This window comes from Candidatus Neomarinimicrobiota bacterium (assembly GCA_034716895.1).
Lineage (GTDB): Bacteria > Fidelibacterota > UBA8477 > UBA8477 > JABMPR01 > JABMPR01.
Genome location: JAYEKW010000254.1, coordinates 1 through 23,824, shown reverse-complemented (window position 1 = coordinate 23,824; position 23,824 = coordinate 1). Strand labels below are relative to the sequence as shown.

17 protein-coding genes are annotated in these 23,824 nt (G+C 44.6%); 7 read left to right on the top strand and 10 right to left on the bottom strand.

Features of this window, described 5'->3' with window-relative positions; all coding sequences use genetic code 11:
• Positions 1-215 precede the first annotated feature (215 nt).
• From ygeW to ade, 6 genes are all read right to left on the bottom strand, one after another.
• Entirely contained in the window at positions 216-1,376 is a 1,161-nt protein-coding gene (ygeW, locus tag U9Q77_13985) for a knotted carbamoyltransferase YgeW (GenBank protein MEA3288465.1), read from the bottom strand.
• Positions 1,377-1,401: 25 nt separating this feature from the next.
• Positions 1,402-2,631 carry a YgeY family selenium metabolism-linked hydrolase gene (locus tag U9Q77_13980; protein ID MEA3288464.1) on the bottom strand — a complete coding sequence of 410 codons (1,230 nt, stop codon included), beginning with the start codon at positions 2,629-2,631 and terminating at the stop codon, positions 1,402-1,404.
• 155 nt (positions 2,632-2,786) lie between these two features.
• On the bottom strand, positions 2,787-4,103 hold the full coding sequence (locus tag U9Q77_13975) for an amidohydrolase family protein (GenBank protein MEA3288463.1): 1,317 nt from the start codon (positions 4,101-4,103) through the stop codon (positions 2,787-2,789).
• 2 nt (positions 4,104-4,105) lie between these two features.
• Complete coding sequence (locus U9Q77_13970; protein ID MEA3288462.1) at positions 4,106-5,314, bottom strand: AAA family ATPase; 1,209 nt, start codon at positions 5,312-5,314, stop codon at positions 4,106-4,108.
• Positions 5,315-5,454: 140 nt separating this feature from the next.
• Positions 5,455-7,728 (bottom strand): xanthine dehydrogenase family protein molybdopterin-binding subunit, encoded by a 2,274-nt coding sequence (locus tag U9Q77_13965; protein ID MEA3288461.1) that lies wholly within the window; start codon positions 7,726-7,728, stop codon positions 5,455-5,457.
• A 228-nt stretch (positions 7,729-7,956) separates the two neighbouring features.
• On the bottom strand, positions 7,957-9,594 hold the full coding sequence (ade, locus tag U9Q77_13960) for an adenine deaminase (GenBank protein ID MEA3288460.1): 1,638 nt from the start codon (positions 9,592-9,594) through the stop codon (positions 7,957-7,959).
• A 300-nt stretch (positions 9,595-9,894) separates the two neighbouring features.
• Here ade and U9Q77_13955 point away from each other — a divergent pair, with 300 nt between their 5' ends.
• Together U9Q77_13955 and U9Q77_13950 are read left to right on the top strand one after the other, a co-directional pair.
• Positions 9,895-10,377, top strand: a complete 483-nt coding sequence (locus tag U9Q77_13955) for a hypothetical protein (protein ID MEA3288459.1) — start codon at positions 9,895-9,897, stop codon at positions 10,375-10,377.
• 290 nt (positions 10,378-10,667) lie between these two features.
• Positions 10,668-12,362, top strand: coding sequence for an acyl-CoA dehydrogenase (locus tag U9Q77_13950; GenBank protein MEA3288458.1), 1,695 nt, complete (start codon positions 10,668-10,670; stop codon positions 12,360-12,362).
• A 30-nt stretch (positions 12,363-12,392) separates the two neighbouring features.
• Here the strand turns inward: U9Q77_13950 and U9Q77_13945 are convergent, their stop codons facing one another.
• Complete coding sequence (locus U9Q77_13945) at positions 12,393-13,244, bottom strand: AraC family transcriptional regulator (protein ID MEA3288457.1); 852 nt, start codon at positions 13,242-13,244, stop codon at positions 12,393-12,395.
• Between the two features lie 170 nt (positions 13,245-13,414).
• Between U9Q77_13945 and U9Q77_13940 the strand changes: the two genes are divergently transcribed.
• The 4 genes from U9Q77_13940 to U9Q77_13925 all read left to right on the top strand — a co-directional run bounded on the left by U9Q77_13940 (position 13,415) and on the right by U9Q77_13925 (position 17,649).
• Positions 13,415-14,458: a uroporphyrinogen decarboxylase family protein gene (locus U9Q77_13940; GenBank protein MEA3288456.1), complete on the top strand. Its 1,044-nt coding sequence runs from the start codon at positions 13,415-13,417 to the stop codon at positions 14,456-14,458.
• 422 nt (positions 14,459-14,880) lie between these two features.
• Positions 14,881-15,543 (top strand): corrinoid protein, encoded by a 663-nt coding sequence (locus U9Q77_13935; protein ID MEA3288455.1) that lies wholly within the window; start codon positions 14,881-14,883, stop codon positions 15,541-15,543.
• 14 nt (positions 15,544-15,557) lie between these two features.
• Positions 15,558-16,925 carry a methyltransferase MtaB domain-containing protein gene (locus U9Q77_13930; GenBank protein MEA3288454.1) on the top strand — a complete coding sequence of 456 codons (1,368 nt, stop codon included), beginning with the start codon at positions 15,558-15,560 and terminating at the stop codon, positions 16,923-16,925.
• Between the two features lies 1 nt (position 16,926).
• On the top strand, positions 16,927-17,649 hold the full coding sequence (locus U9Q77_13925; protein MEA3288453.1) for a vitamin B12 dependent-methionine synthase activation domain-containing protein: 723 nt from the start codon (positions 16,927-16,929) through the stop codon (positions 17,647-17,649).
• Positions 17,650-17,750: 101 nt separating this feature from the next.
• On the opposite strand, the gene U9Q77_13920 is transcribed toward U9Q77_13925, so the two are convergent.
• Complete coding sequence (locus U9Q77_13920; protein ID MEA3288452.1) at positions 17,751-18,596, bottom strand: bifunctional methionine sulfoxide reductase B/A protein; 846 nt, start codon at positions 18,594-18,596, stop codon at positions 17,751-17,753.
• A 237-nt stretch (positions 18,597-18,833) separates the two neighbouring features.
• On the bottom strand, positions 18,834-19,436 hold the full coding sequence (locus U9Q77_13915; GenBank protein MEA3288451.1) for an LPP20 family lipoprotein: 603 nt from the start codon (positions 19,434-19,436) through the stop codon (positions 18,834-18,836).
• A gap of 186 nt (positions 19,437-19,622) precedes the next feature.
• On the opposite strand from U9Q77_13915, the gene U9Q77_13910 reads away from it, so the two are divergent.
• Positions 19,623-22,832, top strand: coding sequence for a lamin tail domain-containing protein (locus tag U9Q77_13910; protein MEA3288450.1), 3,210 nt, complete (start codon positions 19,623-19,625; stop codon positions 22,830-22,832).
• Between the two features lie 76 nt (positions 22,833-22,908).
• Here U9Q77_13910 and U9Q77_13905 read toward each other — a convergent pair.
• Positions 22,909-23,824 (bottom strand): NAD(P)(+) transhydrogenase (Re/Si-specific) subunit beta (locus U9Q77_13905; GenBank protein MEA3288449.1); only part of this gene is annotated, 916 nt, incomplete at its 5' end.

Below are 23,824 nucleotides of genomic sequence, written 5' to 3'. Positions count from 1 at the left end.
GATGTAATCAACTTTGATGCAGAGGTGTGGCTTGTAGCTCTTACGGCCCAAACCCCGATTGCTCCACGTGCCTATGAGGTGGCGGATGCCTTTCGTAAGCGTGGTGTTACCGTAATCATGGGCGGTTGCATAATTTGACAGTACAGGATTTATTCTTTATACCTTTATACCTTTATACCCTTATACCCTTATACCCCCCTTATACCCTCATACCCCTACCCCCTTACCAATTTCTCAATGGCTATCATGGGATCTTTAACGCTGGTCAAGAACATCATAGCTGCAATGATAAAGGGCTTATAGCTGGCTTCAAGATAGGTGTCACGACGGTATCTTTCAAAGACAGACTTGCTTACTTCACCCTGTTTACAACTTACTCCTGTAATATCAGCAGGGAGGCAATGCATGTAGAGGGCTTTACCCTCTTTAGTAAGTTTCATCTTCTCTTCGGTGCATTCCCAATCTGTAAATTTGGCATTATTGGTCAGACAAGTCTGCTCCAGGGACAGGAGTCCGGCCTTATCTGATTCTTTTAATAATGCAGTCCGCTCCTCCATGACATGGTAAGGTGCCCATGATTTTGGATATACGATATCAACATCCGCGAATGCAGCATCCATATTGTTCACAATATTGAAGGAGCCCCCAGAAGCTTGAGCTTGTTTACCTGCTAGATCTACCACATCAGGGATCAGATTATAGCCTTCAGGGTGGGCCAGAGTGACATCCATTCCATAGCGAGTTAATAATCCAATAATTCCCTGGGGTACTGAAAGCGGTTTGCCATAACTGGGTGAATAGGCCCAGGACATGGCAATTTTCTTGCCTTTCAACGCATCCAGAGAACCAAAATAATTTTTCAACATGGCCAGATCGGACATACTCTGAGTGGGGTGGTCGATATCACACTGAAGATTTACCAGGCCAGGTCTATTGTGAAGGACGCCTTCTTCAAATCCAGTTTGGACTGCTTCCGAAACTTCCTTCATATACGTATGACCTTCACCCAGATACATATCATCCCTAATGCCGATCACACGGGTCATAAATGAGATCATGTTGGCAGTTTCCCTGACAGTTTCACCATGAGAAACCTGGGATTTTTCTTCATCCATATCGGATACGGCTAAACCAAGGGCATTGGCTGCTGATGCGAAACTGAAACGAGTTCTCGTTGAGTTATCTCTAAAAATAGAAACTGCCAGGCCAGAATCAAAAACCAGGTTGGGTTTTCCGAGACGATGCCGCTCCCGGATCAGCTCTGCCAGAAGCAGAGTTGCTTCTAATTCAGCTCGTGACTTTTCCCATGTGAGCAGGAAATCGTGACCGTAGTTGGCCGGGTTCAAGGCTTTGATTTTTTCGATGTATTCTTTCATGGTTCTTTCTTCTCTATGCGGGTGTTCAATCTCCACTTGGTTGTTCTGCTTCGAGTCTCCCCAGATAAGTCAAGGGGATGGCTACATACATGGCTGCGGCCTTGACCAGCTCTGCTTTCCAGGTTTTTTCATTGGGGGCGTGGGCTTCTTCCTCGGCACCAGGACCGAATCCAATACAGGGCACCCCGTAGCGTCCCATGATAGCTACGCCATTGGTTGAAAAGGTCCATTTGTCTATAATTGGGTTTTCTTTGAATAAACCTTTATAGGCATCAACCAGCGCTTTGGCAGCGATGTGATCTTCTTCAATCAACCAGGTTGGGAAGTAAGCTTCGGTAGGATACGTGAATCCAGTATAGCTTGGTCGTGCATAGTCATACATTTCCACCAGAGCATTGGCTGCTTTGACAGCAGGTAATTCACGAATTTCACTTAAGGCAGAATCAGCAGTTTCACCCACCGTTAAGCGGCGGTCAACTGAAACGGAACAGCCATCTGCCACGGCGCAGCGGGAAGGAGAGCTATAAAAAATCTCCGAAACGGTGAGCGAACCCTTGCCCAGAAAATCATGATCTTTCAGGTTCTTATGCAGCTCTTGTAGCTCAAGGAGAATGGGTGCCATTTTGAAGATGGCATTGTCGCCACGTTCAGGTGCTGAGCCATGACAACTGATACCCGAAGTCGTCACTTTGATTTCCATGCGTCCTCGGTGTCCCCGGTAGATACGACAGGAAGTCGGTTCGGTACTGACTACAAATTCAGGCTGAATCTTCTTTTTGTCCAGGATGTATTGCCAACAGAGGCCATCGCAGTCTTCTTCCTGAACCGTCCCGGTGACCACCAGGGTATAGTCATCTTCCAGTCCCAGATCTTTGATGATCTTGCCCGCGTAAACCATACTGGCCATGCCACCTTCCTGGTCTGATGCACCACGACCCATGATAATCTCATCATCTTCCATACCTTGGAAGGGGTCCACTTTCCAATTGTCAATATTGCCAACGCCAACCGTGTCAATGTGGGCATCCATGGCAATAATGTGTGAGCCATAGCCGATGGTGCCGTAGATATTGCCCATCTCATCGATCTCGACTTTGTCGAAGCCAACTTTTTCCATCTCTTCCTTGATGCGAAGGACAACTTGCTTTTCCTCACAGCTTTCACTGGGAATGGCAATCATATCCCGGAGAAACCTGGAAATATCAGCCTGGTAGTGCGCGGCCTGTTTTAGAATTTGATCAAACTCAATTTTCATATAGATCTTTCATATTTAAAATATCGATAGATTCCTTTTTGCTTTCGCCGAGCTCGCAAAGGGCACAGAGACGGTTTTGATAGAACCAATTATTTTTTCTCTAAAAATGACTCAAAAGCTTGCTTCTCTTCTTGATAATTTAGATTTTGCCTATTCTAACTTCCTAGCTCCAGCATTTTATTCCAAAGTCTGACGGACTGTTTACGGGAGCTTTCATGGATGCGATCCACATCAATATTTACCAAAGCTTTATTTCTCATGCGGAAGACCCCACGGGTCATGACATCCGTAGGCTTTTCAAAACCGTAGAGTAAATGTCCTGCAAAGTTTTGGTCGTGAATTTCTGTGCGGGGATCATAGTCATAAAAAAGCAGGTCTGCCTGGGCTTCCTCTTCGATATGACCGATTAGTCTGCCGAAAGTTTTGACGGCGATATCAGGGTTGTTTTTAAATAATAGCATGAGGTAATCAGTTTGAGTACTGCTTTTGGCGGATCTGATCAGGCTGCCTTCTTTGGCTTCTTGCAGCATATTGTTTTGCATGCCATCTGTGCCCAATCCAGCATGAAGTGAGTCAATAATTTCGCTCTCAAGGATGCCGACTTGATTATTGGCGTTGGATGTTGGATTATGGATCAAAGTACAACCATGTTTCAGGAGCGTATGACGATCCTCACGGGTGATATAGATGCCGTGAATGATCAGGGAATGTTGATTAAGCAGATTGAAATGCTCCAGACGCTGAATAACAGATCCGTATCCACGGGATTTAGCATCCTTTTCATCTGCCAGATCTTCTGCAACGTGGATATGAATTCCAGATTCCGGGAATTTCTGGAGGTGATGACTGATTGTCTGGAGGGACTCATCAGAAAGGGTGAAGGAGGCGTGCAAGCCCAGGAGTGGAGCCACATGGGGATTGGTTTCAAATTTCTCCATGGCCCGGAGGTTTTCTGCCAGTGTATCCTTAAAATTAGCAGTACCGTTTCTATCGGAGCATTCCAAACAAACACTAATATTTATGCCAAATGCATCAGCGGTTTTGGCCAGAAGATCCAACGATCCAGCAATATAATTAGGGCTGGCATGGTGATCGATAACGGTTGTGGTCCCATTCTGAAGGCAATCAAGCAAGCCGGCTTCAAAAGATGCTAAAGTGGATGCTTTGTCCAGGCCAAGATCCAGTTTCCACCAGATTTCCTTGAGGATTTCCACAAAATTATTGGGGGTGTTTTGAGGGGCTGGCATTCCCATGGCGAGAGTGGAATAGAGGTGAGTATGGGCGTTGATCATCCCGGGCAGAGCTGTTTTGCCCTGCATGTCCAGGATCTGACCATCAAACCCAACGTGTGAGTATCCTCTGCCCACGAATTTGATCAATCCATCTTCAGTAACAATGGATGCCCGATCCAGGAATTCGCGTTCCCCAAACGGATCAATGATGTGCAGATTGTGTAATAGTAGGGCAGTCATAATTAGTATTTTTCCCCAGGATTGAATTTAAGAACATTATTAAAATGAATAAGCTCTATGGGAATATTCGGGTATTTGTTTTTAAAAAATTGATACTTGTTTGATTTGAACTGAGACTCTGAATATTTGACCTCATAGGCTCGCTTACCCTCAATAATAAAATCAACTTCGAGCCTCTTCTGGGTACGCCAAAAGCGAATGTCCCAGTCATCAAAGTGATCAGAAAACAGTCTAAAGACATAATTTTCCAGCAATTCACCTCGATCCTCTCTTAGTGGCAGGGGTGAGAAATCATTGATAAAATAATTCCTTAGCCCATGATCCTGGTAATACACCTTCCGCATTTTTCGCAATTCTGTGGTAGTATTTTTAAAGTATGGAGGAATTAGTGAGACATGAAAAGACTTTTGCATGATCAATAGGTATGCGTCAACTGTCATTTGATGCAGTCCTAGATGCTTTCCTATGGTGTTAGGGTTTACAAGTCCCCCAATTTGTCTTGCTGTTATTTGCATGATCTGTCGGTATGCATCGGGGTGTTTTATTGATGCATCTTGAATATCTTTTTTCACGTATGCTGTCGCCAGTTCGCGTAGTTTAGACTGCTTTTCTTTTGCATTGGGAGCTAGAACAACTTGGGGATAGCCCCCCCAGATCAAATGTTCTGCAAATAGAGCGAGCAGATCCGCTTCATGCAATCTTGGAAAGGATCCTGAATGAACCAAATCCTTGAGTGTGTCAAATTGTTTAAAATATAGAAACTCACGAAAACTCATGGTTGGTAAGTGAAATATTTGTTTTCTACCAGCTAGAGAATCTCCAAATTTCTCATCGATGTAAAAATTTGAGGAACCGCTAACGACAAGCTTAAGTCGGCCGACATATTCATCATAGAGCAACTTGAGGAAATTAGATGGATCAGCCAGGTATTGAATTTCATCAATAAATACAGTGACCCTGTTTCCGTTAACTGGTAGTGGAATAAATTGAAATAGGTTTTTTGGATGAATATTAAAGGCTTCTAGAAAAGTCTTATCCTCAAGGTTAAAGAAAGCGGTAGGCTCACCCTGCTTATCCAGACGGCTCTGAATGTCTTTAAGAAGCGTTGTCTTGCCTGTTTGCCGGGCACCAATCAGCAAAGTTATCTCATTCTTCTCCCAGTGGGAGAAGAGCGTTTCGATGATTAATCTTGCCTTCATCAAGTTAGGCATTATAATAATATTCCGAATATCTCATTTTGTAATATAATTATATTCCATAAAATTCATAATCTATTATAATTTTATTCCGTTTTTAAACAATGTGATTATAATATTATTCCAAATATTGAGTCGGCATTTCTGATGAAAACTCATGGCTTGCTATTGTCCAATACAGCTAAAACATCCTCGGGAATTATGGGAATACTATTGATGGGCTGACCTAAAGCATTGCTCATAGCATTGGCGATAGCTGCAGCTGTGGGAATGATGGCGGGTTCACCAATCCCTTTGGCACCCCAGGGGCCTTCCGGTTCAGGATCTTCAATCAGGATGGATTCGATCTCGCCTACATCCAACGCCGTGGGCAGTAAATAAGTGGTCAGGTTGTCTGTGAGAACGTTCCCAAGCTCAATTTTAAAGTTCTCAGTAAGTGCCCACCCGATCCCCTGGGCTGTTCCACCCTCGATCTGTGCTTCCAGACCGGCAGGGTTGACCGCTCGACCCACATCATGAGAAGCCCAGATCTTTTCAACCTTGACCAACCCCGTGAGTGTGTCCACTTGGACTTTTGCGATATGAGTGGCATAGGAATAAGTGAAATATGCTTCACCAATCCCATTGACAGCATCGTATTCCAATTTGGGAACATGCCACCAGCCCAGGACATCCATGGGGCGATTGGAAAGATAGACATAATTGGTTAATTCTTCAAAAGGGAGTGTGTCATCATTTCGAGTGTTGTGAACAATATCATGCTCAATTAAAATTTCATGGAGATCACACTGCATGAGCTCTGCGGCGGCTTCTTTCAGGATCCGTGATACTTTCCTGGCAGCATCCCGGATAGCATTGCCGGTCATGACCACGTTACGGCTGGCTACGGAGGGACCACTATCCGGTACCTGGTCAGTATCAGTCGGCAAAACAGTAATTCGATCAGGACTGACACCCAGAGCCTCGGCTGTCATTTGATTGACCACAGTAAGAGCGCCTTGTCCCATTTCCACCAGTCCAAAAGCGACTGAAATAGAGCCATCACGATGAATTTTGATCTTGGCGCCACTGCCATCCATGAACCAGCCAGCAGCACCGAGACAGTTTCCATAGTGGATCAGAGAAACCCCGTAACCTGTTTTGTAGCGAGAATCGGTTGGCTCTGATCGATCATCCCACTTAGCTGCATTGGCTGCAGTGAGCAGGGTTTCCTCGGCACCCACACTGGCGGTGAGGTGGTGACCAGTCTGCGTTTCTGTCTCAACCTTCAGAACATTTCGCAGCCGAAGCTTTATGGGGTCAATCTTTAATTCAGATGCAATAACATCCATCATCCGTTCATGTCCAAAGGCAGCCTGGGGAGAACCAAAACCTCTAAATGCTCCAGCAGGAGGTAGATTTGTGTAATATGATTTGGACTCTACTGAAATATTGGGAATTACATACGGACCCATAGCCTGCATGGCAGATCGATATGATACGACAGATGACAGGGTCGCATAAGCTCCGGCATTCTCTTCCAGATGAATATCAGCGACCAATAATTTACCCTCACTTGTGACACCAACCTTGTAATGCATCTGGAAGGGATGACGTTTGCTGGTAAGTTGGATATCATCAGTGCGACCATAGATCATTTTAACCGGACGATTCAAAAGCATAGCAGCCAGAGCTGTTCGCGTACAAACCTCAGAAGGAATATCTTCTTTACCACCGAAAGCGCCACCAGTGGGGGCTTGCTCCACTTTAATTTTCGCATAGGGTATTCCCAAAGCCTTGGAAACAGCTTTTTGAACATAAAAAGGGCATTGGATGGACCCAAGAATGTAGAGACCACCATTGCCTGACGGTTGAGCAATACAGCCCTGTGGTTCCAGATAATAATGTTCCTGATAGGGCGTTTCAAAAGTGGCTTGGATGATGTGATCTGCTTCCCTGAAAGCGGTTTCGAGGTCACCTCGTTTTACCTGATGCTGACAAGCCAGATTGGTGTCATGGAGAAAGTTCTCTCTGGCATCTCGACTTTCATTAATTGAAAAAAGAGGTTCCAGCGTTTCGATGTTCACGTCAACCAGCTGTGCCAGGCGTTGGGCGGCTTCAGCTGTTTTTGCCACCAGAATTCCCACACTATCACCAATGTAGCGCACAATTTTGTCAGCCATGAGAGGCTGGTCTTCGAAAATGACTCCGACTTGATTCTGCCCAGGAATATCTTTTGCGGAAAAGAAAGCTACAAAGGCCGGGTCACTTTCAGCAGGACTGGCGTCTATTCCCAACAGATGACCATAGGGGACCGGTGAGTATACCGGAGCAGCGTGGAGCAGGTTATCCATCTGGATGTCGGTGACAAATTTGGTGGCACCGGTGGTTTTCCCTCTGGCGTCGATTCGCTTTTGGCGCTTTCCAATGAGTTGGGTCTGGGGTTTCATACAGCTCTATTGCCCCGTTTTTTGAAGCTGTCTTTTTTTACAACGAATTTGACGAAACTTAAGAAATTCATTTGTTGGTCTTTTTCATTTATCAGTAAGTTCTTTGTGGAGAATTGTCATTGTAAAGATTGTCGTTTCCCCATTAGTTACCACAGCTAACACTTAAATTTATAATTCGTTTTTTTCGTTAAATTCGTTGTAACGAACTTGAATTTCTATGGTTCAGTTTCATGCAAACACATCCATAAACTCAAACTTCTCACCATCAAACAGTCCCTTATCACTGAGCTTGATATCCGGAATCACGAGAAGTGCCATAAAGGAGAGGGTCATGTAGGGTGCGGTAAGTTTTGAGCCCATTTTTTTTGCCAGATCGTCCATTTGGCTATACGCCTTACCCACTTCAAAAGCGTCACCATCGGACATGATCCCAGCGACGGGTAGAGGTAAGATGTGTTGAGCCTCATTCGTCACAGCTGCGATACCTCCCTGGTTTTTAATTACCAGATTAATGACCTGGGCTAAAGATTCATCTGATGTTCCTACGGCCACGATGTTGTGTGAATCGTGAGCTACGGAGGAGGCAATGGCACCCTCCTTCAGACCAAAATTTTTGATGAATGCCACGGCTGGTTTTGATACGGAATAACGATTCAGGACTGCTATTTTGAGGATGTCACTCGCCAGGTTAGTTTGGATAAATCCATCCTGGTTCAGGTTAGGCATCCATTCAAATTTCTTTGTGACCAACTGTCCGTCAATCACTTCGATGACGGGGATCAGGTCTCTGGCGGTTTTCAAGCGAAAGTCTGCAGCTGATTGACTTGCAGCTTTAAAATGATTGATTGGTTTTATTGCCGGGCTTTCTAAGGTTGAGTCTCCATTTTCAGCAACGGCTTCACCATTAATGTACGTGCTTTGGATGTTGAATTTGGTCAAGTCATCGATTACGATCAGGTCCGCAGCATCCCCTGCTTGTAGCAGGCCAATATCCAGTCCGTAGGTTTTAACAGGGGTCACTGAAGCGCTCCACAATACTTTAAGGGGATCGATTCCTGTTGCAATAACACGTTTGACCATCTCGTTGATATGACCTTCAGACAGGTCATCGGGATGTTTGTCATCACTGCAAAGCATGCAGTTTTTATAATGCTCGTTTAAAATGGGGATCAGATCATCCAGATTCCGAGCTGCTGAGCCTTCCCTGATTTGCACCTGCATGCCCAGAGATAATTTTTCAAGAGCTTCTTCTAATGTAAAGCACTCATGATCGGTAGTGATTCCCGCGCCAATATATTTTTCAACAGCTTTTCCACGTAAACCAGGTGCATGGCCATCAATTGTTTTTCCGGCAGTTCTAGCCAGCTCCAATTTCTCCAGGACATCTTCAGCATCATTCAAAACGCCTGGAACATTCATCATCTCTGAAAGACTGACAATTTCAGGAAGGTTTAGCAATTCTTTAATCTCCTGAGCAGACAGGCTGGCACCTGCTGTTTCAAAAGGTGTAGCCGGGACGCAGGAGGGAGCCCCGAAATAAAACTTAAAAGGGGTTTGTGCTGCATTATCCAACATGAATTGAACACCCCTCATGCCGAGGACATTGGCAATCTCATGCGGATCTGAAACAGTACCCACCGTTCCATGAATGACCGCAGCTCTGGAAAATTCAGCAGGAACCAGCATGGAGCTCTCAATGTGGATATGGGCATCAATGAACCCTGGCAGAATGTAGTTTGTTCCGGATACGGCTTCTTCAGTAATGGAAGCTATCTTGCCATTTTGGATCTCGATGGTTCCGGAAAAGATGCGTTGATTCAGAACATCAACAATATTGCCTGAAAGGGTAAAGTTTGTAGGGGTCATTATTGTTTCCTCTATCTGCATGAATCAAGTACCGTTATGTCGGCTTCATTTTAGCCCGGTTTGTAATTTAGTCTGAATTGAATAAATAATAGAAAGAATTCGTTTTTGGGAAATGTTCCACAATGTGGAGAGTATTGAGAGATGATTCAACCAGATAGAACGGTTCATCAGCTTAAAAATATATGCTTGACACATTTTATAAGCTTTATTATTAAGCAGATAAATTTTAGTTTTACTAATAGTCATTTTAGCAAGTAGTAGGGAAGTATAAACCCGGAATACAGAATAAAAAGGTAACTAATGACAGATGAAAAGAAATTTACAATAGAAGAAGCTCACAAAGCGTTTGCGCCAGGCATTTTTAATCGCGTTTGGGATCTATTGGAAAAAGAAGATCGTAGCACTGAAGACAATGAGATCATGATTAATGCCGCCCATGCTTCACTTTACCATTGGCGAAGTGTCGGCGAAATGATCAATCTCCAACGGGGACAGTGGATGATCGCCAAAGTTTATACCACGCTTGGGATGAAGGAATCAGCATTGCATCATGCCCAGATCTGTTTAGATCTGACAAATCAACATAAGGTTAATGATTTTGATCTCAGTTTTGCGTATGAAGGTTTTGCCAGAGCTCAGGCACTACATGGAAACCTGGATGATTGTGCAAAATATGTTGACCTGGCGAGAGAATCCGTTGAACAGATCAAGAAAAAGGGTGATAAGGACTATTTTCTAGAAGTTCTGGGAAAAGAACCCTGGTTTGGGTTTTCCGAAGACTGAGTGCTTCGACAGGCTCAGTAACCCTTTGCTGAAGCCTGGAGTTATTGCTTGAGGTGTAGACCTTTCGGCCGGTCTTCATTCCACTGGAACTTCGCCCCGGCTGGCTGTACTCAATGTTCGGTGTGAATTAATCTCCCAATGAGTACTCATTACATCATTCGCACTCAACCTGGAACTCGATCATTTCAGTGAAGTATGCACATGGAATGGTTGTTGCACCGTTTCTAACGACTTGAATTAAGCCACAATAATATGGTGTAGTAGAGCAGCCAAAAACAGAGGGGGATTCCATGCTATTTAATCCTGCGAAATACAATATCGAACATGCTGATCAACGATTTCAGGAGATTGTCAAAAAGACTATCGATTTTTTTGAAACCAAAGGGTTGGAAAAGGTTAAAGATGATGATAAGCATCGAATCTGGTATGCTGATTTTCTGGCGTTTGTAAAAGAGGAAAAAATCTTTGCAACCCTCCTCAGACCCACCGAATATGGTGATGAGGATAGTCGTTGGGATACCTGGCGGATTGCCCATTATAGTGAAATTTTAGGGTTCTACGGACTGGCCTACTGGTACACCTGGCAAGTGTCAATTCTGGGTCTAGGGCCAATCTGGATGACCAAAAATGAACATTTAAAGCAACTCGCCGGGCAGCAATTGGAAGACGGTGAAGTCTTTGCCTTTGGCTTATCCGAAAAGGAACATGGGGCAGATATTTACTCCACAGAAATGTCTTTAACGCCCCTGGAGGATGGAACCTATTTAGCTAACGGTTCTAAGTACTATATCGGAAATGGCAATGTAGCCAAGATGGTTTCCACTTTTGGGAAAATGACAGATTCCGGAGACTATGTTGCCTTTGTTGCAAATTACCAGCATGCAAACTATGAATGTGTAAAAAACATTGTCTCCAGTCAGAGTTATGTGGCAGAATATGCCTTAAATGACTATCCCATTTCGGAGCAGGATATTCTGGTCAAGGGCCAGGCAGCCTGGGACACCGTTCTGAACACTGTAAATATTGGGAAATACAACCTGGGATGGGCCTCAATCGGCATGTCAACCCATGCCTTTTACGAAGCCATCAATCATGCTTCACAACGCAGCCTGTACAAAATGGTTGTGACAGATTTCCCCCATGTGAAGCAGATGTTTGTTGATGCTTATTCACGGTTAGTTGCGATGAAGCTTTTCGCGCTGAGAGCAGCTGATTATATGCGCGTAGCCTCTCCAGATGATCGTCGGTATTTGTTGTATAATCCGGTCGTTAAGATGAAAGTCACAACCCAGGGAGAGGAGGTTATTAACCTGTTGTGGGATGTGATCGCAGCCAAGGGTTTTGAGAAGGACACCTTTTTTGAGATGGCAGCCCGGGACATCAGGGCACTTCCTAAATTGGAGGGGACGGTTCATGTTAATGTGGCACTTATCCTCAAATTTATGGCAAATTATTTTTTCAAGCCGGCTGAATTTCCAGAGGTGACCACTCAATCTCAGATGGCTCATGATGATTTTCTTTTTGATCAGGGTGCCACCCGGGGTTTGGGAAAGATCAAATTTCATGATTATCGAGTGGCTTACGACAGTGTGGATCTTCCAAATGCAAAGCTGTTTAAAAAACAAATCAGACTACTAAAACTATTCCTGCTTATGGCAAAACCAGGCCAGGATCAACGCAAAGATATTGATTTTCTGCTGGCTCTGGGAGAATTGTTCACGCTGGTCGTATATGGACAACTCGTGATTGAAAATGCCAGGATCTATGATATTGAGGATAATCTGCTGGATCAGATATTTGATTTTATGGTACGAGATTTTTCCAAATATGCACTGCAACTCTATTCAAAGACCAGTTCGACCAGTAGACAAATGAGATTGTGCACCATGATGATCAAGAAACCAGTGGTGGACAGAGTCCGATTTGACCAGATTTGGATCAAGCATGTATACGCGCTCAAAGATCAGTATTCAATGAGTGACTGATCTTGATAAGGAATCCTGCTGATCGAAGGGCTAATCCTTTTGAAAGGCCAGTGGTGTGGTCTTTGTATATGTTTTAAACTGCTTATAGAAGTTCGTCATATTGTTAAAACCGCATTTATAGGCTACTTGTGTTATGGGTTGCTTTTTTTCTAAAAGAAGTTGGCAGACCTGGTCTATTCGTGTTTCATTCAAAAACTGGGTAAATGTTTTTTTGGTTTTCAACTTGAAAAATCGACAAAAAGCAGACTGCTCCATGTTGGCGATCGAGGCTGCATCTTTGCTGCTGATCTTTTGAGCATAACAGGTCATGACAAAATAATGAACGGCGTTGATCCGTTTATCTGTTTGATGCAATTCCCGAACAAGTTCCAATGAGTTCAGTAAAATCAGATCTTCAGCCCGAGATAAAGTGTCCAGCACCTTAAGCAACAGCAAAAATCGCTGGAGTCCATCACATTGCAGCATTCTTTCCAAAATTATTTTTACCGTATCCCGACCTTTATCAGTGACCTTCAATCCTGCTTCTGTATTAGATAGTAAATTGCTTATCAATAGAAATTCAGGTGTATTGATCATCGAGCTAAAAAGATCCCTGGAAAATTGCAGAACGATCGCCTCAACTTTCAGGGTTTTTTGATCCTGACGGTATTTTTCCGGGGTTATCCAGATATGGGCTAGATCAGGTCCTATAAGTACCATGTCGCCACTTTGAAATTTATGAATGGAGTTTCCAATATAGCGGATGCCTGATCCTTTGGTGATATAGACCAATTCATATTCTGAATGACAGTGGAAATCCATGTCAAAAAATGGAACAGCGTATTTTAAGATCTTGAAAGAATTTTGTACTGGGTAAGTGATCTTCTCTTGTCTTGCTCTCATAACACTATAGGCCAATCATCTTATGGGTTTATAAACATCAAAAGAAAATAATGTAATTAATTGATGATACCTCATCAATTGTCAATATAGTGTAGTATTCTGCAAATGGAGGTTACGCAATTCCAGGTTGGCAATCATAACTTGTAGATATCGAAAGGGGAGTAATCACCATGTCATATCAGCGAGCAGCCCGATTCGAAGCAAATTTTGAAAATTTACTTCTGGTATTGAAAGGCAGGGTTCCAACAAGACCAACGTTATTTGAGTTTGGCGTCAATGATCGAGTAATTGGAAATTTAAGTGGTGAACCTACCGAGGATACATCCTCCAGGATCGCGCCTTTCAGCAGACTGATCAAAGCCTTTCTCAATGGTGGATATGACTATGCTACCATATCAGCCTGGCGTACCAAAACACTTGATTTCCCAAAATCAGAAACTGCTGAAAAAGCAAGTCACTCATTAAATTCAGGAAGCATGATCAGTGATAGTGAAAGCTTTGAAAAGTATGCCTGGCCAGACCCGGAACGGGGTGATTATGATCTGTATTATGATCTGAAAGTCGTGCTACCGGAGGGGATGAAGCTAATTGCCAGTGGGAATGGTGGCCTGCTTGAAAATGTGATCGATCTGGTGGGCTTTGAAAATATCAGCATGATGTCCATGTTGAATGAAGCGTTAACCACCAAAATATTTGATGCAGTTGGGGCAAGATTACTGCGCTTTTATGAAATAGTAGCTCCGATCGAAACCATTGGAGCCTGCATCGTGAATGATGACTGGGGTTTTAAGAACCAAACCATGTTTTCACCAGATATGCTAAAACGATGGGTTTTCCCCTGGCATAAAAAAATGGTGGAAGCGATCCATAAGGCGGGGAAACCAGCCATATTGCATTCCTGTGGTCAACTCGAAGCAGTGATGGATGATGTAATCTATGACTTGAAATATGATGCGAAGCATTCATTTGAAGATCAGATCACACCTATTGAGACAGCTTACGATCTATGGCATGATCGAATTGCCCTGCTTGGTGGAATTGACATGGATTTCCTGGCCCGTAGCACTCCGGATAAGATCATTCAACGATCAAAAGAGATGCTTGAGATCGGAATGGAACGAGGTGGTTATGCCCTGGGTTCGGGGAATAGTATTCCGGACTATATCCCGGATGACAATTATCTGGCTATGATATCCACTGTGAATTTGATCTGATCAACAAATTATTTAAGGTTCATCATCATAATGCGTACCTGGATACAATCATTGAGATTTGAGGTCAATAAAATATTCTGGGGTACAAAGGTATAAAGGTATAAGGGTTATAGAGGCTGTGTGAGAATAGGGACAACGCTTACCCCATGCTTTAGCTTGGGGGTATGATAACCTACTGTATCCTTGGGCTTTAGCCCAGTATTGTTGGGCTAAAGCCCTCCTTTTTAAGGTTTTTATAACCCCCAGGCTGAAGCCTGGGGTAAGTATCATTATTAACAGCACCATAGGTAGACAACTAAAGCTAATGTTAGAAAGTAATTATTCCATTGCAATGAAGTTTTCACACAGTCTCTATATCCCTAATATCCTCGTTTCCAGGTACGCATTTGGGGGAAGAGCCTTATTTAATAAAGGGAAGATAAATGGAAGACATACTGCAAAAGCTGGCTCACGTGATAGAACATGGAAAGATTAATAGAGCCACACCCTATCCACCGGAACTACAGGGACAAGATGGTGCCTCAGAGCTGACACTGAGGGCTCTTGAACAGGGACTTGAACCCAAATTGATCCTTAATCAGGGGCTCATGCCGGGAATGGGTCGGGTTGGTGACAAATTCTCCAGAGGTGAAGTTTTCATTGCCAACATGTTGATTTCCGCCAAGGCGATGAATGCGGCCATGGAATATCTCCGCCCCTTGTTCAGCACTGGTGACATTACCCCCCGAGGAACCATTGTACTGGGTACTGTGGAAGGTGATCTCCACGATATTGGTAAAAATCTGGTTAAAATGATCATGAAAGGAGATGGCTGGGATGTGATCGATCTGGGAACTGATGTGAGCAGTGAAAAATTTGTGGAGGCAGTTCTGGAACATACCGAAGCCATTGTCGGAATGAGTGCCTTACTGACAACCACGATGCTGAACATGGAATCGGTTGTGAATGCCCTAAGAGAGAGCACACCCGAAACTAAAATTTTTATCGGCGGCGCCCCGGTTTCCCAGGCCTTTAGTGATGAAATTGGAGCAGATGGATATTTTAGAGATCCGCATAGTTTTGCGCGGTCATTGGCTGTGGATTAGTGAGGAGCAATTAAATGAAAAGCTATAATTCGTTAGCAATTCAAAACCCCGAAGAGCTTATGTTTGGCGTTTCTCCGCATCCGGTTGTCTGTGGGAATGACCTGGTGATCGGGGACGGTCAGGTTTTCCCCGAGATAAACTTTACGCTTCCAACAATGATCATTGATGATTCAAACTGGCAGACAGTTTTGGCTCACTATACTGATATTTGTGACAAGATATTCCTGCGCGCACAGGCGCTAAAGATCCCAGGACTGGTGATGGAATTTGAGCAATTGCCACCCATGACCATGCGACCTGAATTAGGGGCTGAAATCACGGCCTTAATTAAAAATAAGTTAGATATATTCTATCGGGAGACTTCAATTCCCAATGCCCTTAGAGTCACTGTAGTTGATTTACGTGATGCTGACCATCCACCCTTATTGCGCAGTGGCGAAAGTTGGTTAAATACCCGGGAATCGTTTGTTTTGGCTGCTCAAGCAGGAGCCGACATCATATCCATCGAATCGGTAGGCGGTAAAGAAGTTCATGACCAGGCCTTGTTGTTTGCTGATCTTCCAGGGGTCGTAAGCAGTCTGGGTGTTCTGGCGTATCGTGATGTTGCCTGGCTGTGGGATGAAATAACCCAGATTTGTAATACCTATAATGTCGTACCAGGAGGAGATACTGCTTGTGGCTTTTCCAACACGGCCATGCAGTTGGCTGGACAGGGTATGCTGCCTGCCAGTCTGGCTGCTCTGGATAGAGCAGCATCTGCCCCAAGAAGTTTGGCGGCTTTTGAACATGGAGCCATCGGTCCCTCCAAGGATTGTGCCTATGAAGGGCCGATCCTCAAGGCGATTGCCGGAATACCGATCAGCATGGAGGGTCGTTCCTCCTGTTGTGCTCATTTCAGTCCATTAGGCAATATTGCTGGAGCCATGGCTGATCTATGGAGCAACGAATCAGTTCAGAACATCAAACTCTTAAGCGGAACAGCTCCCGAAGCCTTTTTAGAGTTACTGGCCTATGATTGCCGTCTCTATAATACGGCTTTGGCCAATGATCCCCTGATGTATCGGAATTTGCTGGTTGAGAGTGATCTGAGAACCAGTCCTGAAGCCTATATTCTGGAGCCCAAAACAGTGATTGAAATTGCCAATGAAATTGTCAAACATGCTGGTGGTTTTGAGCAGACTAAAGCGGCAGTTCACCGTGCCTTCAAGACAATATCCAGCGCTGTTGAATCAAAGAAGCTTGTGCTGAGTAAACAGGAAATGGGGTGGCTGTCAACAGTACCCTATTCATTGAGTTTGATCCCAGACAATGAAGAAACAGCACTTGAGTATCTTGAAGAAAATTATGGCTCATTCTTTAACCCTAAGGCGTATGGGATTTAAGATGAATAGTTCACGAAGCCAGTTTCCGCAGTCATTTGAGATACCGGCAAACGAGCTAAATATTTGCAAGGATCAGGTCCTGCGAGCCATGGGATATGATCCCACAACGGGCATAAATATACCGGGATTGCTAAGGGAGACGCTGGATCGACTGACAGGTGAGATCAGAGACCATATTTCCATCAAAGCTGGTTTCAGGATATTTGCTACAGAAGAAGTCCGAATTGACAAAACCTTGATACATTTGCAGGACAAACGCTTTCAAAGTGGGCGAATTATAAATTCTCAACTGAAGAAAGCGGAAACCATTGCCCTGTTTGTCTGCTCTCTGGGTGAAGAATTTGATCATTGGGTAAGGCTATTGAAAAAAGCTGACGATATGTTGATCACATACTCAGCAGATGTGCTGGGTTCAGAACTGGTGGAGCTGGCAGTTGATTGGCTGGAAACCAGGATTGCCCTTGAAGCTGGTCAAAATGGGTATTCGCATAGTAATCGCTACAGCCCTGGGTATTGTGGTTGGCCACTCATGGATCAACACACACTATTTTCATTTTTACCTGAAAACTATTGTGGAATAAAACTCAGCAAGTCGGCGCTTATGGCTCCGATCAAGTCTGTCAGTGGTCTTTATGGTTTGGGGAGATCGATGAGGAAAAGAGCGTATCAATGTTCTATTTGCGCTGCCACAGATTGTTATAAACGAATCCACCAAACAGCGTAGATCCCGAGGCTGAGTACTTCGACAGACTCAGTAACCATCTGCTGAAGTCTGGATTTGTTGCGAAGGGGTGGATGTTTCGGCTACACTCAATCTCCGGAATCTTAAAACCGCTTGATGTAGGGGTGGCAATAGGGCACACCACCTGTCTTCTGGTAATAGTCCTGATGATATTCTTCACCACTATAGAAAGTGCTGGCTGAGGATAACGCCGTCACGACGTTTAAGCCCTTGTCTTTCAATAGCCCGATCAATTTTTCGGCAGTTTTTTTCTGGTTATCAGAGAAATAGAATATTTCCGATCGGTATTGGGTTCCCAAATCGGGACCTTGTCCATTTTCCTGGGTGGGGTCATGGGTTTCAAAAAAGATCTTAGTCAGAGTCTCATAACTAACCTGGGTGGGGTCAAATACGACCTGAACCGCTTCAGCATGTCCCGTTTGACCAGTACAGACCTGCTTATAAGTCGGGTTATCAATATGCCCTCCGGTATAACCAACATCAGTTGAGATCACACCATCAATTTTTTTTAACTGATACTCGACGCCCCAGAAACAACCCGAGGCAAAAATCGCCTTCTCCACATGAACCACTACTGCTTCAAAATTCAGGGAAATGGAATTAACACAATGGCGAGTATTCTTTGGAGTGAAATTTTCACCCAGAAAGACATGCCCCAAATGACCACCACAATTGGCACAGAGAATCTCTGTCCGCCGACCATCAGCATCAGTGACCCGTTTAACAGCGCCGGGAATTTCAACATCAAAACTGGGCCAGCCACATTGGGCATCAAATTTATCTTCAGAGTGGTAAAGCGGGGCATCACATTGTTTACAGGTGTAAGTGCCTCTAGCATCAAACGTCTCGTATTTACCGCTAAAGGGTTGCTCGGTCCCCTTATTGAGAATCACACGTTGTTCTTCTGAAGTGAGTTTATTATAGGTCATAGGTTCCTGTGCCTGGTTAAAGTTAAACAAGATCAAACCCAAGGTAAGAATATGAAGTGGCTTTGAAATTTGTTTTGGTGGCCATTGCAGGTTCATACTCTACTCCTCATCGATTACCTTGCCGTCAATATACTGGTTAAATAACGATACATGACAATAATTGTTCCATATTGCCGAGGAGAAATAAAAACGGCCCCCAGTTGGGAGCCGTTTTTAAATAGAATAATGCAGAAAAAACTATTTAGCAGTTCCTGTTGCAGCTTCCAACTCCTGGAAAGCCTGTGATGCTTTGAACTCAGCATAAAGTGCTTCTTCGTTCTTGATCACACTCACCACTTGAGTTGCTATGGCATCCTTCTTTAATCCGAGCTGTACATAAACAACCCATCCGCCGCCAGCTTTCTGGTAAGGATAGCGTTTTAGGACAGTCACACCGTTCAATGTATTGTCTGTGACTGTTTTGGAGGTAGACTGATAGAATTCTATGATCTGAGTGTTCTCATCCATGCCAGCTTCCTGAGTAAAACTTTTTACCTGACTCTGAACGTTGGCAGAAATACGTTCTGACAATTCGACCTTGCCAGCCTGTTTGGCTTTATCAGTTGCAATAGCCATTTTTCTGGATTCGCCCATGCCAACTGCATAGATGTATGTATCATCTTCTTCAGTTATGTTGATATACCAGTTCGGTAGATCGCTGGGGCCTGATGGGTTAGCAGCAGCTCGCTCCTCAGGCATATCGTAAACGACAGTTTCGGTTGCAGGCGGTGGTGTAGAACCACAATTTACCATCACAAGCGTAGTTAATAAAATCAACAAACTGATTTTCAGTATCCTCATAAATCCTCCTATTTGTTCAAATTCATTTGGCAAAGCGAGCCGAATATACATTTTTTATTAGCTAATATCAGGAAAAACTTGGCAATACCAGGAAACCTGGATTACCTTCTCCTCATCGAATAAACCCCAAGTAAAACAAACGGGATCATTATGTACAAATGTAGCCTTGCGCTACTGGCTATCTGCTTGCAAGCTAGTAGTTTACGCATCTCTGAGGTCATGTCAAACCCCCAGGGATCAGAGTATGAAAATGAATTTATTGAAGTGTATAATCCGTCAGACCATGTGATGCATATCAACGGATGGATCTTAAGTGATGGAAATGGTGTAGATACCATCATACACTGGTCAGGTCCGGAAACCATCAGGAGTAATGGATATGCCCTGATCCTGGATCCGAGCTATGATCTTAGCTCAGGTCTCTATAGTGTCATGATTCCAGACAGTATTCCAGTCTATACCATTTCAACTGATGCCAGCTTTGGTAGTGGGGGACTGGCTAATTCAGGTGAATCAGTTCATGTTTATAATCCGGATACAACCGTGATCAGCCAAATGACCTGGACAACTGCTTCAGATAATGGATACTCCTGGGAAAGAGTTTCAATTGAAGCTCCCGATTCTCTAACCGCCTGGGAGCAATCTCACGTTGAAAATGGCACGCCGGGGTTCCATAATTCCGTAACTCCGCCTCTGTGGAATCTGAGTCTTAATGAAGTTCTGGTGACCCATGCTGTAGTTAGTGAACCCATAGAGATTCGATTAGTCATTAAGAATACTGGCGAATATTCCATTTCTGCGTTTTCAGTTTTTGTGGTGCATGATGAGAATCAAAATGATGAATATGATCTGAATGAATGGTCTTTGTTTCAAGAATATTTTGACCCTCTTGAATCGCTGGATATCATTGAAATCCCTCTGCAGCTTTTTGAACTAGAATCCGGTATCCAGAAATTGGCAGTCCACATTTTTGCAACGGGAGATGAGACAACAGATGATAACACGCTGCATTTTGAAATTGCCGGAGCATACCCGGCAGCTGCTGTAAGTATCACCGAGATCATGTCCAGTCCAACCACGGCGCAAGGTGGTGAATGGGTCGAGCTGAAAAACATTTCCACAACACCGGTTTCATTGCAGGGTTGGACCCTTTCTGATGCCAATCAAACTCGGCATCTTGTAACAGAAGAACTCTATTTTCTGCAGCCGGAAAGTCTGGTGACCCTCTGCAAACATACAGATATCATGGAGTTTTTCTCACTTACTCCAGACCAGATATTGGTGCTTAACTCCTGGCCAACCTTGAATTCCGCAGCAGACTCTGTCAGGTTATTTGATGCATCAGGATATCCAGTAGCCAGAGCCTATTATCGGGGCAGTTGGGGTTACCCAGGGATTTCTCTGGAACGGCGACACCCCATGGTGTTTCCACTATCAGAATGGAACTGGCAACCCAGCAACAATCCGGATGGAGGGACCCCTTCTCGCCTAAATACCCAACAGCTTGAGCCGGTAGCGATCCAGATCGAAGCGGTTGATGTGGTACAATCCAATCCCATCGGACCAGCAGCGCTTACCCTGATAGTGCACTTCAAAAATATGGGATTAGATACATTGCATTCACTGCAGCTCGCTTCAACAGGCTCATGGGGCTGGCAGGGAGCATTGCCCAGTTTTCAACTGGACTCACTCAATGTTATGACGGACGTTTTACCCGCAGGCATTTCTCATGTCCCGATTCGTATTTATCATGACGCTTTTCAATTAGCTGATACCTCTATCCAGGTGGTGCTGGGTTTTCCGCCCAACCAGATAGCTTTAAACGAGATTCATTATTTGCCGGTGGAAGACCAGGTGGAATTCATTGAGTTTGTAAATATCGGAATGGATACACTCAATATAAATGGCTGGAGCTATGGCGATCGCAGTGGAACCCGGGGAACGGTTTTATCCCCAATGCTGATTCCACCTGACAGCCTGTTTTTACTCTGTGGGGATATGGCGACCCTGAGTGATTGGACCCCTTTTGGTGCCCGAATATTTGAGTTGGCTCCCTGGCCCTCATTGAACAATTCATCAGATTCCATCCTGGTCTTTGACCTGCAGGGAAACCGCCAGCTTACACATGGCTATCTGGCTGATCAGGGAGGAGATCCGGGTAGGAGTCTGGAACGTTTGGCCCTCTGGAAAGCGGCGGAATCAAATGCCAGCTGGGCCACTTGTCAGGATCCGCGGGGAATAACACCGGGATACCGGAATTCAGTACAGGTCCCTCTTGCAAATCTGGTTCTGGGAAAAATTCAGATCCTTGATTCGCTCCAAAGCGTCAATGAAGCATTTTCAGTTCAACTGCAAATAATAAATGCCGGGTTCGATCCGGCCGACATTGCCAGTGTCAACCTTAGGCTTTTCCAAGACACTGAAGAATTGGCAGAATATCATGAAGTGTTACCTATTTTGGCCGGTGGTGATACACTCTTTTGGCAAATAGAACTGGAGCTTGATCAATGTGGTTGGATAGAGATGGTTGCCGAAGTCCAATCCTACAATGATAATCTGCCAGCGGACAATATCCTTACCCTGAAGTCATATATCTCATGTTTAGCTACTCCGCTGATCATTAATGAACTTATGCCCGTTCCATTGTTTGAACAGCCAGAATGGATCGAACTCTATAACCGGAGTAACCGAAATGTAGATTTGCAAGACTGGTTGATTTCCGATAATAGTTTAGCCGGGAAAGTGATCACTGACAGTAGTCTGGTGCTTGCCCCGGGGGCGTATTTGCTTTTGACAGGTTCTGTTGAATTAGCTTCGAATATGGAGGAGGACCAGGTCCAGTTTGTTTCTGGTTTTCCCACTTTGAACAATTCTGAGGATGGTTTGGTTCTGTATGATCCTCAAGGAATTCATATGGATGCAATGTCCTATAACACTTATACCGCTATGGCAGAGGGGCGTTCTCTGGAACGGATTCGGAGTGCCGCACGAGGTGATGATCCTCGAAACTGGGGCATCTGTATTGATGAAGCGGCTTCAACAGCTGGCCGTGAAAACAGTCTGAACCTGGAGATCCTGCCGCCCCAACTTACCATCAAACTTAATCCCAATCCCTTTACTCCCAATGGAGATGGACAGGCGGATGAATTAGTGATCCAATATGAATTACCCATGGAGCAGGGCTTGATGTCAGTCATGATCTTTGATATGGCAGGTCGGAAGATCGCTGAACCGGTTCAAGCAAGAGCGGTGAGTCATCGGGGGCAATTATGTTGGGATGGTGAAGCAGGTTATGGAGGCAAAGCAGTAACGGGGCTCTATATCATGAAGATGTTGGTCGATGATCTTGCCGGAAATGTATATGAGATCCTGGAAAAGGTTTATTTAGTCCGTTGAGTTGTCAGGGGATATTCTATCCAAAGAGAGCCCCGGAATTCCGAGGCTCTCTTAATACAATCTGAATATGATATAGCTAATTATCTTCTTTGAGGGATTTCACCAATCCGGTGATGACAGCTTTGGCATCACCAAAAACCATCATGGTTTTATCGTCAAAGAAAAGAGGATTGGCTTCACCGGCAAATCCGGCACCCATGGATCGTTTCACAAACATAACCGTTTGAGCATAGTCTACATTCAAGATAGGCATGCCGTACAACGGACTATCCTTCTTGGTTCGGGCAGATGGATTCACCACATCGTTGGCGCCAATGATCAAGGCTACATCCGTATTTTGGAAATCATCATTGATATCATCCATCTCATGGAGGACGTCATAGGGTACATTGGCTTCTGCCAGGAGCACGTTCATGTGACCGGGCATCCGACCGGCAACCGGGTGAATAGCATACTTGACACTGATCCCGCGAGCAGTAAGTATTTCACCCAATTCATGGAGAATATGCTGAGCCTGGGCGACCGCCAGTCCATATCCGGGAACGATGATCACAGATTGAACCGTATCCATGATCATAGCGGCATCTTCTGCCGTATAACGGGTAACGGTTTTCTGCTCGCCACCACCAGGTGCGCCACTTTCACCCGAGCTGTCATCTGTTCCAACTGCACCAAAGAGCACGTTAAACAAGCTGCGGTTCATGGCATCGCACATCAACTGGGTCAGGATCAGTCCTGACGCACCCACCAGGGCACCCGCAATAATCAGTACATTGTTGGATAAGACAAAACCAGTAGCCGATGCAGCCAAACCTGAATATGAATTCAGCAGGGCGATCACTACAGGCATATCAGCACCACCGATGGGGATTACAAAGGTGATCCCGAAAATTGCAGCAGCAGCAATGATCAGCAGTGGCCACATCTGAACATTCGGTTCCATGACATTCATGACGCCAAAGATCACAACGCCGACAATCAGGAGGGCATTA